This window comes from Alcaligenes sp. YSL9, assembly GCF_030515105.1.
In the GTDB taxonomy this organism is placed as follows: Bacteria; Pseudomonadota; Gammaproteobacteria; order Burkholderiales; family Burkholderiaceae_B; genus Alcaligenes; species Alcaligenes phenolicus.
The window spans coordinates 550662-565988 of sequence record NZ_JALXJU010000002.1 but is presented as its reverse complement, the minus strand read 5'-3'; the positions used below and the strand labels follow the sequence as shown (position 1 = coordinate 565988).

General features: G+C 57.0%; 15 protein-coding genes. 7 read left to right on the top strand and 8 right to left on the bottom strand.

Annotated features, from left to right (window positions below):
• Positions 1-11: 11 nt before the first annotated feature.
• From moaC to M2Q46_RS10690, 3 genes are all read right to left on the bottom strand, one after another.
• On the bottom strand, positions 12-515 hold the full coding sequence (gene moaC, locus M2Q46_RS10700; RefSeq protein ID WP_009463872.1) for a cyclic pyranopterin monophosphate synthase MoaC: 504 nt from the start codon (positions 513-515) through the stop codon (positions 12-14).
• Positions 516-594: 79 nt separating this feature from the next.
• Positions 595-1233: a response regulator transcription factor gene (locus M2Q46_RS10695; RefSeq protein WP_239055136.1), complete on the bottom strand. Its 639-nt coding sequence runs from the start codon at positions 1231-1233 to the stop codon at positions 595-597.
• Positions 1226-3196 carry a PAS domain S-box protein gene (locus M2Q46_RS10690; protein ID WP_302357212.1) on the bottom strand — a complete coding sequence of 657 codons (1971 nt, stop codon included), beginning with the start codon at positions 3194-3196 and terminating at the stop codon, positions 1226-1228. The genes M2Q46_RS10695 and M2Q46_RS10690 overlap by 8 nt, the downstream gene beginning before the upstream one ends.
• 115 nt (positions 3197-3311) lie before the next feature.
• Here M2Q46_RS10690 and M2Q46_RS10685 point away from each other — a divergent pair, with 115 nt between their 5' ends.
• The 3 genes from M2Q46_RS10685 (at position 3312) to M2Q46_RS10675 (ending at position 6372) form a co-directional block, all read left to right on the top strand.
• On the top strand, positions 3312-4295 hold the full coding sequence (locus tag M2Q46_RS10685; protein ID WP_026485094.1) for a TRAP transporter substrate-binding protein: 984 nt from the start codon (positions 3312-3314) through the stop codon (positions 4293-4295).
• Between the two features lie 119 nt (positions 4296-4414).
• Positions 4415-5050, top strand: coding sequence for a TRAP transporter small permease (locus tag M2Q46_RS10680; protein ID WP_035271196.1), 636 nt, complete (start codon positions 4415-4417; stop codon positions 5048-5050).
• A complete protein-coding gene (locus M2Q46_RS10675) occupies positions 5047-6372 on the top strand; it encodes a TRAP transporter large permease (protein ID WP_035271195.1) in 1326 nt (441 codons plus the stop codon). The genes M2Q46_RS10680 and M2Q46_RS10675 overlap by 4 nt, the downstream gene beginning before the upstream one ends.
• A gap of 187 nt (positions 6373-6559) precedes the next feature.
• Here M2Q46_RS10675 and tetR read toward each other — a convergent pair whose 3' ends face one another.
• Positions 6560-7195: a tetracycline resistance transcriptional repressor TetR gene (gene tetR, locus M2Q46_RS10670; RefSeq protein WP_302357211.1), complete on the bottom strand. Its 636-nt coding sequence runs from the start codon at positions 7193-7195 to the stop codon at positions 6560-6562.
• A 194-nt stretch (positions 7196-7389) separates the two neighbouring features.
• Between tetR and tet the strand changes: the two genes are divergently transcribed.
• The 3 genes from tet to M2Q46_RS10655 all read left to right on the top strand — a co-directional run bounded on the left by tet (position 7390) and on the right by M2Q46_RS10655 (position 10960).
• On the top strand, positions 7390-8577 hold the full coding sequence (gene tet, locus M2Q46_RS10665) for a Tet(A)/Tet(B)/Tet(C) family tetracycline efflux MFS transporter (protein ID WP_302357365.1): 1188 nt from the start codon (positions 7390-7392) through the stop codon (positions 8575-8577).
• Positions 8578-8774: 197 nt separating this feature from the next.
• On the top strand, positions 8775-9284 hold the full coding sequence (locus M2Q46_RS10660; RefSeq protein ID WP_009463866.1) for a peroxiredoxin: 510 nt from the start codon (positions 8775-8777) through the stop codon (positions 9282-9284).
• 167 nt (positions 9285-9451) lie between these two features.
• Positions 9452-10960 carry an MFS transporter gene (locus M2Q46_RS10655; RefSeq protein WP_257113012.1) on the top strand — a complete coding sequence of 503 codons (1509 nt, stop codon included), beginning with the start codon at positions 9452-9454 and terminating at the stop codon, positions 10958-10960.
• A 102-nt stretch (positions 10961-11062) separates the two neighbouring features.
• Here M2Q46_RS10655 and M2Q46_RS10650 read toward each other — a convergent pair whose 3' ends face one another.
• The 3 genes from M2Q46_RS10650 to bioB form a co-directional block, all read right to left on the bottom strand.
• Positions 11063-12082 (bottom strand): BMP family protein, encoded by a 1020-nt coding sequence (locus M2Q46_RS10650; RefSeq protein ID WP_257113013.1) that lies wholly within the window; start codon positions 12080-12082, stop codon positions 11063-11065.
• A gap of 164 nt (positions 12083-12246) precedes the next feature.
• Complete coding sequence (locus tag M2Q46_RS10645; protein ID WP_060186311.1) at positions 12247-13098, bottom strand: hypothetical protein; 852 nt, start codon at positions 13096-13098, stop codon at positions 12247-12249.
• A 1-nt stretch (position 13099) separates the two neighbouring features.
• Complete coding sequence (gene bioB, locus M2Q46_RS10640; RefSeq protein WP_083054143.1) at positions 13100-14116, bottom strand: biotin synthase BioB; 1017 nt, start codon at positions 14114-14116, stop codon at positions 13100-13102.
• Positions 14117-14404: 288 nt separating this feature from the next.
• Here bioB and M2Q46_RS10635 point away from each other — a divergent pair, with 288 nt between their 5' ends.
• Positions 14405-14827, top strand: a complete 423-nt coding sequence (locus M2Q46_RS10635) for a thioesterase family protein (protein ID WP_060186313.1) — start codon at positions 14405-14407, stop codon at positions 14825-14827.
• Here the strand turns inward: M2Q46_RS10635 and M2Q46_RS10630 are convergent.
• Positions 14804-15286, bottom strand: coding sequence for a DUF3293 domain-containing protein (locus M2Q46_RS10630; protein WP_035271189.1), 483 nt, complete (start codon positions 15284-15286; stop codon positions 14804-14806). The genes M2Q46_RS10635 and M2Q46_RS10630 overlap by 24 nt on opposite strands.
• Positions 15287-15327: the final 41 nt, after the last annotated feature.

Here is a 15327-nt window from a genome sequence, read left to right as displayed (position 1 = left end):
CGTGAAAGGGCTTAGAGCTGGGCAGTCCAGGTCCCGCTTTTGCCGCCGGTTTTCTCCAGCAAACGGGTCTGTTCGATCACAATGCCTTTGTCGGCCGCTTTGCACATATCGTAAATGGTCAGGGCGGCAATGGAGCAGGCCGTCATGGCTTCCATCTCTACGCCGGTGGTGTAGCGGGTGCGGCAGGTGGCCAGCACGGCAATGGTGCCTGCTGCGGCGTCGCTTTCAAAATCAATGCCGACAAAATCCAGGGGCAGGCTGTGGCACATGGGAATCAGTTCGGCACAGCGCTTGGCGGCCAGCACACCGGCCACGCGTGCGGTGTTCAGCACTTCGCCCTTGGCATTGTGCTGAGCCGACAGCAACTGGTAAGCAGCGGGACTCAAACGCACCACGGCGCGGGCCGTGGCCGAGCGGGAGGTGGCGGATTTGTGGCTGACATCGACCATCTGAACTTTTCCATCTTCGTCCAGATGGGAAAGGTGCAAATCTGTGTTTTCGGTAGTGGTGCTCATGATCGCTCCGGGACCGGGCCTAGTGCGCGGTTCTAATTGTTTATGGTTGCATTATATACACCCGGCGCGGTGGCTCTGGCTAAGGCCCCGGCGGGTTGCGGTCTTCCCGCAAGCGGGCCGGGTCCAGCAGTCGGGCCAGTTCGATCAGGGTGCGAGCCTGCATTTTTTCCAGTGCCCGAGCGCGGTGCACTTCCACAGTGCGCATGGTGATGCTCAGGTCCTGGGCAATCTGCTTGTTCAGCCGTCCCTCCAGGGCAAGGGCCAGCACTTCGCGCTCGCGCTGCGACAGGGTGTCCAGCCGCTCCTCCAGTGCCTGCTCGTTGTCCCGTTCTTCCTGACTGGCTTCGTAGCTGCGCAGCACGTCCAGTACCCGGTCCACCAGATCGTTATCGTTAAAGGGCTTTTCGATGAAATCCGCCGCGCCTTGTTTCAGCGCGGTCACGGCCAGGGGCAGGTCGCCGTGGCCGGTCAGGAAAATAACGGGCAGAAGGGATTGGCGCTCGCGCAATTGCTCGAACACTTCCAGGCCGGACAGTCCATCCATACGTATGTCGAGCAGGATGCAGCCCTGCGTTTCGGGGCTCAGGGCATGCAGAAAAGCCTCGCCGCTGTCCCAGAGTTCGGTGTTGACCTGACGGGTGGAGAACAGCCAGGCCAGGGCATCGCGGATGGCCGGGTCGTCGTCCACGATGTGGACCAAAGGAGCGCGCTTAGTCATGTTCGATCAAGGGTAGGGAAAACAGGAAAGTGGCACCGTGGGGAACCCCGTTTTCAAACCAGAGTTTGCCATGGTGCAACTCCACGATGGAGCGGCAAATATTCAAGCCAATACCCAGGCCTTGGGCTTTGGTGGTGGTAAAGGCCTGGAACACTTCTGCCATGATCGTTGCTGCCACGCCGGGGCCCTGGTCGGCCACCATCACCAGCACGACACCATTGCTGGCCTGCATGGTCACTTCCAGTGCCCGGCGTTCTGGCTCCAGGCCCGACATGGCTTCGGCGGCATTGCGCAGCAGGTTGAAAATCAGTTGTTCCAGCAGTACCTTGTCGCCCATTACGGGCAGGTTTTCGGGGTGGGAGGGCACAATCAATTGAATCTGGTGATGGCGCAGACCTGCCTTGGCCATGGCCAAGGCGCCTTGCAAGGCATCGGGCAAATTCAGAGGGCTAAGCTGCGGATCGCGCTTGCGCACAAAGTCGTGAATGCGGTGGATGATTTGCCCTGCGCGGCGGGTTTGTTCCGCCAGGCTTTCCAGACCGCGACGCAGCTGTTTCGGGTCCAGCGGTTCATTTCCCAGCAGGTTCAGGGAACCAGCCGCATAGCTGGCAATGGCCGAGAGCGGCTGGTTCAGCTCGTGGGCCAGTGTGGAGGCCATTTCACCCATGGTAATGAGCTTGGCCGTGTGGTGGAGCTGTTCGGATTGGGAACTGGCCAGGGCTTCGGCCTGCTTGCGCGAGCTGATATCGATGATGGAACTGATCCAGCCCACGTGCCGTTTTTGCGCGTCAATCAGCGGGGATTCAAAGACCTGCACATCAACACGTGAGCCGTCCGGGCGCTGGAACAGGGTGTCAAAAACTTGCACCGAGCGGGAGGATTTCAGTCGATCTCGACGCTCCAGTGTTTCATCCATCATCTCCGGCACCCACCAGGGCATGGGTGGGGCCAGACCAATAATTTCTTCGCTGCTGCGGCCCACCAGTTCGCAAAACGCCGGGTTCACATACAGCACCTTGCCGTCCAGATCGCGGGCGCGCATGCCAGTCACCATGGAGTTTTCGATTGCGCTGCGAAAGGCTTGCTCCTGCATCAGGGCCAGCTCGGCTTCACGGCGCTTGCGGGCGTAGTGATGTTGCATCGCCAGGTTCACCACAGCCAGCAGGGCCAGGCCCGCAATCACGGTCAGTAGCAAGGTGAAGGTGGGGATGTTCTTTTGTGGGTAAGGCGTCATCAGTAAACGCACACCATGCAAGGGCGGGTCTACCGACATGGCGTAGCGCAACTGGCTTTCGCCCGGCTCGCCTTTGGAGCGTGTGGCCAGCGTCTGGTCGCTTTGGTCGATCAGGGAGACGTGATATTGCTCGGCAATCCACCAGGGCACGTTTTCCATCAGGATGGTGGCCAGGGAAAAGGTGGCGCGCAAGGTGCCGACAATATCGTTGTCTTCGTAGATCGGAACCACCAGGTCCAGCACGCTTTCCTGGTGTTCATTGGAGTAGTAGGCCGGCAGCCAGGTGGACGTGCGCGGCGTGCTGACGTGGGCTGCAATCCGGGTATCAGCACCGGGCGGGCGCACCAGCAAGGTGGTGCCAAAGCGATCCTGCACGGCCACTTTCAGCAGATCCGGGTGGATGGTCTTGAAGTGCTGTAATTGCGTCAGCGCGGTCTGGGTCGTGACGGGCTGGGACTGGACTTCAATTTCGCTGGCAATGCGGCTTAAATTGTTCTCGTGCGAGCGCAGCTGAAAGGACAGGGATTGCTCCACCCACAAGGCATTGCGTATCAGCTCGTTGGACTGCTCCTCATCCCGTTCCTTATTGACCGCCCAGGCAAACACGCCCATCAGCAGCACAATAATCAGGATGGCCAAAATAGGCACATAGGTGCTGATCGGGTAGGCCGCCAGAGTGCGCGAGGCCGCTTGGCGTATGAATCCGGACGGACGGGCAAGACGCATCATGACAAATGGTTTCGGATTTCCACAATAGATAATTCGGGACCGCTTTTTTAAGCTACACGCTTTCAAGCACATCAATCAATAAAACGTGTCGGCTCTTAACCGACCGGAGGCAAACATGAAAAAGACCCTTGTGGCCAGCTTGCTGGCGTCCGTATTCTTGTCCGCGCCTGTTCTGGCTAACCCCATGATCATCAAGTTCAGCCACGTTGTATCGCCAGATACACCCAAGGGCAAGGGCGCCGTGCGCTTTAAGGAACTGGCCGAAAAGTACACCGAGGGCAAGGTGGTTGTCGAGGTCTACCCGAACTCGCAGCTGTACAAGGACAAGGAAGAACTGGAAGCCCTGCAACTGGGCGCCGTGCACATGCTGGCTCCGTCGCTGGCCAAGTTTGGCCCTCTGGGCGTACGCGAATTTGAAGTGTTCGACCTGCCTTTCATTTTTCAGAACCGTGAGGACCTGCGTAAGGTGACTGAAGGTCCTGTAGGCCGCATGTTGCTGGACAAGCTGGAGCCCAAGGGCATCAAGGGTCTGTCCTACTGGGATAACGGCTTCAAGGTCATGAGCGCCAACACGCCCCTGAAAAGCGTGGATGATTTCCTGGGTCTGAAGATGCGCATCCAGTCCTCCAAGGTTCTGGAAGCCCAGTTCAAGGCACTGGACGCTGTGCCTCAGGTGATGGCCTTCTCCGAGGTGTACCAGGCTCTGCAAACGGGTGTGGTCGACGGCACCGAGAACCCGCCATCGAACATGTACACCCAGAAAATGCACGAAGTGCAAAAGCACGCCACCGTGTCCAACCACGGTTACCTGGGTTATGCCGTGATCGTGAACAAGAAGTTCTGGGAAGGTCTGCCTGACGATATTCGCCAAGGTATGGAAAAAGCCATGGAAGAAGCCACGGTTTACGCCAACGACATTGCAGAGCAAGAGAACAACGATTCCATGAAGGCCATGGAAGAGTCCGGCAAGACCCAGTTCTACCAACTGAGCGATGCCGAGCGTCAGGAATGGGTCAAGCAGCTGCGTCCCGTGCACAAGGAAATGGCTTCGCGTATCGGCCAGGACGTGATCGACGCCTTCTACAAGGCTACCGAATAAAGCCTGCTTCATCTGATTGTCTTGTACAGGTCTGATTCAGACCTGTTCTTCTTTTCTTCCCGCTACATGCTTGTGTCTGCCCGGCCCCCGGGCGGGCAGACTGTAGTCTGGAGCTACCCATGTTTTTACGATTTCTGGACCGCTTTGAGGAAATGTTCATCTCATTTCTGATGGTGGCGGCCGTAGTGATTATTTTTGTAGCGGTCTGCCAGCGCTACTCGGTCAGCCTGCTGGCGGATCTGGTGTCCTGGTCGCGGGCTCAGGGTTATGAGTCCATTACCGCCATGGCCCGTTCTACCTACCGAAGCGTGGCCGGCGTCAACTTGCTCTGGGCACAGGAGCTGTGCATTTACCTGTTTGTCTGGATGGCCAAATTCGGCGCCGCTTACGGCGTTCGTGTTGGTATTCACGTGGGTGTGGACGTGCTGGTAAACGCTGTGGGCCCACGCTGGCGTCATCTGCTGGTAGTGATTTCCCTGTTCGCCGGTGCCTTGTTTACAGCCATTGTTGCCTGGATTGGTGGCCGCTTTGTGTATGGCATTGCCCAGACTGCTCAGGTGTCGGCTGACCTGGAAGTGCCGGTGTGGATTGTGTATCTGGCGGTGCCTGCGGGCTCCTTGCTGATGTGCTTCCGCTTCCTGCAAGCCTTGATGAATTTTATCCAGACGGGCCATTTGCCTCATCACGAGCCTGCGGCGGATCTGATCGCTGAAACAGAGCGCGGTGTGTCTGAATCCGAAGGAGCGCGCGCATGACCGCCCTGATTATTTTTGCCTTGCTGGCTATCCTGTTGCTGACAGGCATGCCGGTATCGATTGCCCTGGGTCTGACGGTGATGGGTTTCCTGTTCACCATGACCGAAGTACCGATGGACAGTATTGCGCTCAAGCTGTTCACCGGGATCGAGAAGTTCGAGATCATGGCGATTCCGTTCTTCATCCTGGCCGGTAGCTTCCTCACGCATGGCGGGGTCGCACAACGCATGATTCGCTTTGCCGCTTCCATGGTCGGCCACTTGCCCGGCGGCATGGGTTTGGCTGCTGTACTGGCTTGCGCGCTGTTTGCATCGATCAGTGGCTCCTCGCCTGCTACCGTGGCGGCCATTGGTTCCATCATGATTCCGGCCATGGTCAAACAAGGTTACCCCGTGCAATTCGGGACTGGCATTGTGGCGACTTCCGGCGGTCTGGGCATCTTGCTGCCACCCTCGATTGTGATGGTGATGTACGCCGTGGCAACCAGCGGCATGATGGTTGAAGGCCCGGATGGGGTCAAGGTCGGTACGGCTTCTATTGGTCAGCTGTTTATTGCCGGTGTGGTTCCGGGTTTGATTCTGGCGTTTTTCCTGGGTGCCACGACCATGTTCCGCGCCTGGAAACTGGGTTACCCCCGTATGCCCCGCGCATCCTACAAGGAACGCTGGCGTGCCTTCATGGACTCCATCTGGGGCCTGATGCTGATCGTTATCGTGATGGGCGGGATTTACTCCGGTGTGTTCACGCCTACCGAAGCAGCAGCTATCAGTGCGGTTTACGCCTTTGTGATTGCGGTCTGGGTCTACAAGGATGTGAAGCTGCGCGAGGTCAAACGCATTGTGCTGGAATCGGCAGCCATGAGTGCCATGCTGCTGTACATCATCACCAACGCGGTCATGTTCGCCTTCATTCTGACGTCCGAGCAGATTCCACAGGCCATCGCGGAATGGATCGTGTCGCAAGGCATGGGCCTGATCGCCTTCCTGCTGTTCGTGAACGTCCTGTTGCTGGTGATCGGTATGGTGATGGAGCCCTCGGGACTGATTCTGATCATGGCTCCCATCCTGTTCCCTGTCGCCATGAAGCTGGGCATGGACCCGGTTCACTTTGGCATCATGCTGGTGGTGAACATGGAGATTGGGCTGGCGACACCACCAGTGGGTTTGAACCTGTATGTGGCGTCCAGCATATCGAAGTTGGGCCTGACCGAAGTTACCAAGTCCACATTGCCTTGGTTGCTGACTGGTTTGGCCTTCCTGTTGATGATTACCTTCGTACCTGAAATTACGCTTTGGCTGCCCCGCATGATGGGATGGCTGTAGTAGTCCTGATCGCTATCCGCGAGCAGGGCAAGGTGAGCCCATGATGTGGCAGTACGGCTTGATGCAAGCTGCGCAAGACGTGAATCACCTTGAAGGCCGGGCAAAAAGCCCGGCCTTTTTTGTGAGCGATCGCTTGGGATCTCGAAAAGTTTATCGCTGCACTGACTGGGTGCAGTGGGTTAACGGTTCAGCGTTCTGTACCTTGTTTACAAAAAGGCTCAAGACCAGCGATCAAGCTGTTCAAGCCGAAATCGAACGCGGCATCCATGCCTTCCTGTTCAACTTCCTGAAACAGGGACAGCAGGTCTGGGGGAGTGTCCGCTTGCGTTGCTGAAGTGCTGGGAGCATCCGTGTCTTGCTGCTCGGATTGCGCTGCTTGCTGTTCCAGTACCGACCCCACCACATAATGGCTGATCGTCCATAGCGCCCAAACGGCATTTTTCGCCTCAAAGCCTGCCTTGCACAAAAAGCCGATCTGGGCCTGTGCAATGTCCAATTGCAATTCAGTGGGCCGAGTCCCTGCGTGGATGCGGGCACCATCCCGGTAAGACAACAACGCCGCCCGGAAACCCTGAGCATTTTTCCTCAGGAAGATACGCCAGTCCTCGTTATCTTCCGGGAGGGCGTGGCTATGTTTATTGACTAGCATGGCATGGGCCAGGGCATCAAAGAGAGCGCGCTTATCCCGAAAGTGCCAGTACAGGGCGGGTTGCTGCACCTGAAGCCGTTCAGCCAGCTTGCGTGTGCTCAATCCGTCCATGCCCACTTCATTGAGCAGCTCCAGGGCTGTCTCGATGACGGTTTCTTTGCTGATCTTCTTCATGTGGGCTGGATCTCCGTGCTCGTAATTTATCAATGATAATCGACCGCGCATTAAGGTAAGGCTGCAAACGGCAGGGCTGCGCCTTGTTCTGCAGGGCAGTGGTGCTGTACTTGCTAATTTATCACTGATAAGTTAAAAATAAGGCCAACTTATCGGTGATAAATTAGATGCCTGATTCCAGTGCCCACCACAGTCTGTTGAACAATCGCTCTTGCTTGATTGCTCTGTTGATCCTTTGCCTGGATGCGGTAGGGATAGGTTTGATCATGCCGGTGCTGCCTTCCCTGTTGCGAGAACTGCTTCCAGTAGAGCAGGTGGCACGTCATTACGGCGTCTTGTTGTCTTTGTATGCCCTGATGCAAATTGTGTTTGCGCCTTTACTGGGGCGCTTGTCCGACAGGTATGGGCGGCGGCCTGTGCTGTTGGCCTCATTAGCTGGAGCAGCGCTGGATTACACCGTCATGGCTTTGGCACCCGTTTTATGGGTGTTGTATATAGGGCGACTTGTCTCTGGGATCACGGGGGCGACAGCTGCGGTGGTGGCTTCCACCATTGCCGATGCTTCCCCGGAGCAAGAGCGGGCACGCTGGTTTGCTTATATCGGGGCATGCTACGGCCTGGGCATGATTGCCGGGCCTGCCTTGGGCGGGACCTTGGCGGGCTTGTCGACTCATGCGCCCTTTGTGGGAGCGGCGCTGCTTAATGCCAGTGCTTTTGTTCTGGCCTGCCTTTTTCTGCTTGAAACACGTGTAGCTTGTGGATCGGCGGAAAAGAAGCAGGCGCCGCATCTCAGCTCCTTTGGTTTTTTGGGCTTGAAGGATTTAGGGCAGGGCTTGCTGGGCTTGGGCGTCGTATTCTTTATTGTCCAGCTGATCGGCCAACTGCCTGCCGCCTTGTGGGTGATTTTCGGAGAGGATCGCTTTGCTTGGGACACCATGACGGTGGGCTTGTCCCTGACCGCTTATGGCATCACTCATGCCTTGTTCCAGGCCTTTGCTGTGGGTCCCTTGTCGCAGCGCCTGGGTGAGCGCAAGACCTTGATGTTGGGCATGATGGCTGACGCCGCAGGTTTTGTGTTGCTGGCTTTTGCTTTGCATAGCTGGATGATCTTCCCTGTGCTGGCTTTGCTGGCGGCAGGTGGTGTGGGCATGCCTGCGCTGCAATCCATGATGTCCAAGCGCGTTGTCAACGATCAACAAGGGACCTTGCAGGGCGTGTTGGGTAGTTTGAATAATCTGGGCGCCTTGATCGGCCCGCTGGGGTTCACGCAGCTCTACAGTTATACCGCTACGCAGTGGAACGGTTGGGTTTGGCTACTGGGGGGATGTCTGTATGTGCTGTGTTTCCCCATCTTGTGGCGCGCTTTGCAGCTTGTGGACTAAGAGGCCGTTGTTTCGCTGTTTGGCAAAGGGTTTGCTCGGAAACGGTTTTTTTGCTGTTGAAGGCGCGTTTTCTCTGGGGCGTGTAGGCAAGTGAAACGTACTGATAAGTATTATTTGCCTATTAGGCAGGCCAGTCTATTAGTATCATAGATTGTTCGGGCCGCCATACTGGCGGTATTTATTCATACGGAGACCTTATGTCCATTTCAGTCGGTGCGCGCGTTCCAGACGCGACCCTTAGCGAGTACATTGAAACCGCCACAGAAAGCTGCCCTATGGGCCCCAACAACTTTCAGGTGGCTGATCTGGTTAAAGGCAAGAAAATTGCCGTGTTCGCCGTTCCTGGCGCTTTCACCCCCACCTGCTCCGAGCAGCACTTGCCTGGCTTTATTGCCAAGGCAGACGAGTTCAAGGCTGCCGGCGTAGACGAGATCTGGTGCGTGGCAGTGAACGATCCTTTCGTAATGGGCGCTTGGGGCAAGTCCCTGAACGTTAATGGCAAAGTACGTTTGCTGGCCGACGGCAGTGCTGTCTGGACCAAAGCATTGGGTCTGGAATTTGACCTGACGTCCAAAGGCCTGGGTGTGCGCTCCAAGCGTTTCTCTGCCTTGCTGGAAGACGGCGTTGTCAAACAACTGAACATTGATAACGACGGCGGCCTGCACACATCGGATGCAGACACCCTGTTGAAACAGGTAAAGTCGTAAATATCTGATCCCCCGCCAGTCCGGCGTGGCGAGGGATAGAAGGATTACAAGGCGCTGGCGGCAAGCTGGCGCTTTTTTTTACCGTGCTCCTGTCGCAAAACCCAGGCCGGAAACTGGATGGTGGCGAGAGTTGGGGGCCGGTGCCGCGGTTTTTTTAGGATGTCTGGATGCTGTCATCGGTGGGTGCGTTTTCGTCCCTGTACTTTGCGACCCTGATGCTCTTGCTCAGCTCGGGCCTGTTCAATACCTTCATGGGGGTGCGCCTGACGGCCATCTCGGTGTCAGAGGTATGGATTGGCGGGCTGATTGCGGTGTATTACCTGGGCCTGGTATTTGGTGCTCGCATGGGTCACCGCCTGATCATGGGCGTGGGTCATATTCGGGCGTACGCCGCTAGTGCTGCCATTGTCACCATCTGTGTGCTGGTTCAGATTCTGGTTGATTCCATGTACGTCTGGCTGCTGCTGCGCTTTTTGGCGGGAGCGGCCATGGTGGTGCAGTTCATGGGGATTGAAAGCTGGCTGAACGAGCAAAGCGACAATAGTCAACGCGGCACCATTTTTGCCTTTTACATGGTGTTCTCCAGCCTGGGCACCGTGCTGGGGCAGTTGTCTTTGACCCTGTTCCCGCATCTGAATTACGAGCCGTTGGTTTTTGTGGCGATCTGTTCGGCCTTCAGTCTGGTGCCGGTGGCGATTACCCGTCGCAGTCACCCACCCTTGCAAGTGCCCGCGCCCATTAACGCACGCTATTACGTGGACCGCGTGCCCTTGTCCATGATGGTGCTGCTGGTCGCCGGTATGTTGACCGGGGCCTTTTATGGTCTGGCGCCGGTGTATGCGGTGCGCGTTCATCTAAGCAATGAGCAGGCTGCCTTGTTTGTCGCCGTGTCTGTGGCCGCCGGTGTGCTGGCCCAATGGCCGGTGGGTTGGCTGGCGGATCGCATGAATCGCGTCAAACTGATCCGCATTAACGCGATCTGTTTGCTGGCCTTGGCCATTCCTTTGTGGGGCTGGTTTGAGGCCCCATTCTGGTTTCTGCTGGTTTTTTCGGCGTTGTTCGGGATTCTGCAATTTACGCTGTACCCCTTGGGCGCGGCTTTTGCCAATGACAACGTGGATCCGGAGCGGCGAGTTGGCTTGAGTGCCATTTTGTATATGGTGTATGGCCTGGGGGCCTGTCTGGGGCCGCTGCTTGCCGGCGGCCTGATGTCTTATATCGGCAGCAATCTCTACTACATCTTCGTGGCAGCCTGTGGCTTGGCTTTGGTTCTGCTGGTCCGCCCGCAAAAGGTACTGGGCGATCACTTGAGCCAGGATGCGCCTACTACCTTTGTGCCTATGCCAGACAGCTTGCAAAGCTCGGCTGCGGCGGTGGCACTGGACCCACGGGTAGATATCAGCTCTGACGTGTCGCACGACCCTGTGTTCGAGGATCTGCCGCCTGTTGAAGAGCGGGTGCCTGCGACGACGGAAAGCACGGCTGCGGAGCGCAAGGCGGAGGATGAGGCTGCAGAGGCGACACTTGCCGAGGACGACAAACGGGCTGATTCTGTTGTTGGAAGTTCTGTGAATTCTGAAGGCTTGGATGCTTTTGGGAGCGCGGCAGATGTGGAAAGCTCGAGCGCTGAGAAAGACGCAGAGAAAGCACGTAAACCCTCAGATCCAGCCCCTTAGGTCGCCGCCAGAATCGAGCATGTTCTCATAGCGGTTTACGAGCATGATTCACTCATAAAAAAAACCCAGGCCAAGCCTGGGTTTTTTATTTCTGCCCGGATCTTAAATCTGGAACTCAGGTCCTTTGAATTCGGCCTCAACCTCAATCTTGCTAGCCAGAATATCCTGCTGCAGCGCTGCAATACGCTGGCGCACGGCATCCGGTGTGTCCGGGGCCATGATCAGGCGCACCGCATCCGGTTGCTGCAGGCCAACCTTGAAGATCTTGCCGGATTCGAACTTGTTTTCGTTCAGATCCTTGCAAGCTTCAAATACGCCAATGCCTACATCGGCCCAGGCGGAACCGACGAATACGTCGGGCTCGCGGGCGACCCAGTCAATTACATTGCCAATTTCTTTGATACCCAGTTCACGGCAGGCCTGCGTTGTGCCGCTACGGCCTTTGTTCAGCATGGTGTAGATGATGTCTGCACCAGCTTTGGCCTGTGCCTGGGTGACCCGCGCGGCCAGCTCAATATCATCCTGGTTGCCGGAGAAGTTTGTCAGCAGCTTCACATCCGGATTGGCGTGCTTGACGCCAGCGGCATAGGAAGCGCGGGCGCGCAAACCAGGGGGCACGCGTATGCCGGACTGGTGGGCCACCACGCCGGTCTTGGTCATCAGGGCGGCATAGGCGCCGGCCAGCCAGGCTGACTCTTCCTGGCGCACGTCATAGCTGCTCAGATTGCTCGCAGTGACGGCACCTTGCGTGATCACAAAGCGGGTATCCGGAAACTCCTTGGCAACGGCCAGGGCAGCATCGGTGTTCTGACCGCCGTGGGCGATCAGCAAGGCCGGTTTGTATTGTGTTGCCAGTTCGCGCAGAGCGGCAATTTGCGCCTGGGTTTCGTTAGCCACCTGGTCTTTGTAGTGGCCAGTAATGGGCAACTGGTCCATGGCCTTCTTGAAGCCCTGATAACCAGCTTGCATGAAGCCGTTGTCATCAATGTGGCCGCAGAACAGGGCGGCAACGACGGGTTTGTTGGCCGCCAGCACACTGCGGCCAAGCCAAGGGGCAGCCAGTGCGCCGGCTCCAGCAGAAGCGGCGGCCAGCAGTAACTGTCGACGGGTAAATCCGGTCATGATCATGTCTCCTGTGTAGTCTCCGACGTGGGCGTCGGTAAAAATCGTTTTTTTCTAATCTACAGGAGATGAAAAGCCGCGGTCCCTGAAGTTTTAAATGTCAAATATAAGAATTCTCGTATAGTGCGTTTACGCGGGCATGTATGAGACACGCCCGATATTGTTCACCGCGGAATCAGGGCCACGATAGCGCCAATGGCCAGGGCAACCCCCACCATATTGAGCGCGCTGAGCTTTTCCTTGAAGAAGCCCGCGCCGATGATGGCACCCATGGCAATCACACCAATATTCATGGCCGAGAACACCAGAGTGGGGTTCTCCGGGAAGATCTGGTGGGCGCGGATATAAAAGAAAATATTGCCGAAGTTCAGCAGGCCCAGCACCAGACCGGCTAAAAGGCTGCCTTTGTGCCAGCTGGTGCGCTTGGCCAGCAGCCAGCACAGCATCAGCACACCGGCTAGCGAGAAGGACACCACCAGACTGCTGGAGAAAGCTGCACCGGCTTTGGAAAGCTGCTTGAACATGATGTCGATCACGCCATAGCCCAGCCACACAGCCAGCAGCATCAGGGCAGGATGCCCGGAGCCTGCTTCCTGGCTACTGGCCTGCCGCGGACGTATCAGCAGGCACAGCAAGGCAATCAGGGCCAGGGCGATGCCCAGCAGTTTCTGACCAGCCAGATGCTCGCCAAACAAGAGAAAGGCCGCCAACAAGGGAATGAACAGGGACAGGCGCTGGGCAGCATCGCTCAACACAATCCCGGCTTGCCGCACTGCCGCCGCCATGAACAGAAAGACGCTGGGCAAGAGCACACCCAAGGCAATCAGAATCCACCAGGGGGTAGCAGGATTCAGCAGACTGCTGGGATGCGGTTGCAGCAATACCAGACTCAAGGTGACCGCCACGCCATAGTTGACCATGATGGCCTGGGCGACATCGATCTGCCGCTGGCGAGCGACTTTCAGCAGAATGGAAACGGCAACACTGCACAGAATGCTGGCGATCAGAGTGAGCATGTTAGAGGGCCTCGACCATAGCGCGTGGACGGGTTTGTTCCAATGACAGAGGGGGTTCGGACAGTGTGGTTTTGGCCGCTTCCAGTTGCAGGCGGGCAAACAGATCCTGGTCCGCCACAAACTGCGGGTTGCCGGTAGTCAGCAATTGCTCGCCATAGAAAATGGAGTTGGCACCGGCCATAAAGCACAGGGCCTGGGTGCTGTCATCCATGGTTTCGCGACCCGCCGACAAGCGCACGGCGCTGGTGGGCATCAGGATACGCGCAATGGCAATCGTACGTACAAACTCGAAGGGGTCCAGATCATCGACCTGATCCAGCGGCGTGCCCGGTACTTTCACCAATTGGTTGATAGGCACGGACTCGGGGTAAGGGCGCATATTGGCCAGCTGAGCCAGCAGACCAGCACGCTCGCGACGGCTTTCACCCATGCCGATAATCCCGCCGCAGCAACTGTTCAAACCGGCTGCACGTACGCGTTCCAGCGTGTCCAGGCGGTCCTGGTACGTGCGTGTGCTGATGATCTGGCCATAGAACTCGGGGGAGGTGTCCAGATTGTGGTTGTAGTAGTCCAGCCCGGCATCTTTCAGGCGCTGCGCCTGACCGTCTTTGAGCATGCCCAAGGTGACACAGGTTTCCAGCCCCATCGCTTTGACGGCGCTGACCATCTCAACTACCTGGTCCAACTGTTTTTCGGTAGGAGAGCGCCAGGCGGCACCCATGCAAAAACGCTGAGCACCCTGTGCCTGGGCGGCGCGGGCCGCTTCCAATACCTGTTCCAGGGGCATCAAGGGTTCAGGTTCCAGCTCGGTCTGGTATTTGGAGGATTGCGGGCAGTAGGAGCAATCTTCGGGACAGGCGCCTGTCTTGATGGAGAGCAGACTGGAGAGCTGGATTTGATTGGCCGGGTGGTGCTGTCTATGTACGGTCTGCGCCTGGAACACGAGGTCCATAAAGGGCAGCTCGTAAAGCTCCATGATGCGACGAATCGTCCAGGGTGCGGGGGTATTTACAGACATGGCAGGCTACCTTATTCAGTGACGCAGCTATGCTAGGTTTTCTGCCTGTGAAAGACGACTCCTGGGGCTGGCAGGCTCCGGAGGCTTTTCTCGCTATGGGGCCTATTTCAGTGATGCTTAGACGAAATTGTCGCTAACTTCGCTTAATTTCAATCATTGTGAGGGATACAAACTATTTCAAAGGTAGTGTTTTCAAAATGTTTCAGCGGCTGATTCAGTGCCTGATTACTGTGGTTTCCACCTTTTTATCCGAGGTAAACTGGCAGGCGATTTTGCAAAAGGATAAACATGCACGTGTTCGAGCGCCGCATCACCGTGGAATGGGGTGATTGCGATGAGGCCGGGATTGTTTTCTATCCCAATTATTTTTATTGGTTTGATTGCACGTATCAGGCGTGGCTGCGGCAAGCAGGCTTGAGCCAGCGTATCTTGCGCCAGGAATATGATGCGGTAACGCCATTGGTGGATGTCGGTGCCAACTTCCGCGCACCTGTCACCTATGATCGCGAGATTCGCGTTTGCGTGCATGTGGCTCAATGGCTGGACCGGCGTTTCAAGCTTGAATATCAAGTCTTCAATATGGACGGCGTGCTGGTAGCAACCGGCCACGAGTGGCGCGCCTGGGCGCAGGTCTTGCCGGAAGGGCGGCTGAAAGGTGCCGCCATTGCTGAAGACTTTCGTCAGCGCTTAGAAGGGAACGGGGCTGTTTGAAGCGGCCTGATCAGACACCGGCAGGCGCTGCTGCACTTGATGCAGCTGCGGCTTGCCATTGAGCGGTATATAGACAAAAGCCAATTGCTTGAACAGGCGTGCTTGCCAGCGTGCCTGTTGCAGGCTGATGTCCAGCACCAGCAGGCTGGGTTCATCCGGCCATTTGCCCTTGGGGTCCAGATTCACAGCGGGCCACCAGCGCAGATCCAGTTTCTGCAAATCGCGCAGCAAGCTTTCCTGAACCGCATCGTTAAAGGCACGGCTGCAAATTTGTGCGCCTGGATTGCAGGCGGTCAAAATTGCCGCACCACGGCTGTTTTCTTGTTCCAGTAATTGATTCAGAGGGCGGTTGAGCTGGCCGATGCGCACGTCCATATCGCCCTTTGGGCTGTGTACACGGTAGATCGCCTTCTCGAAAGCGTGAGACAGGGCGGCGGGCAGGTCTTTCTGTGTAGACATAAGCTATCTTGCGTCGTTCTGTTCTCTGGACCCACAAGACT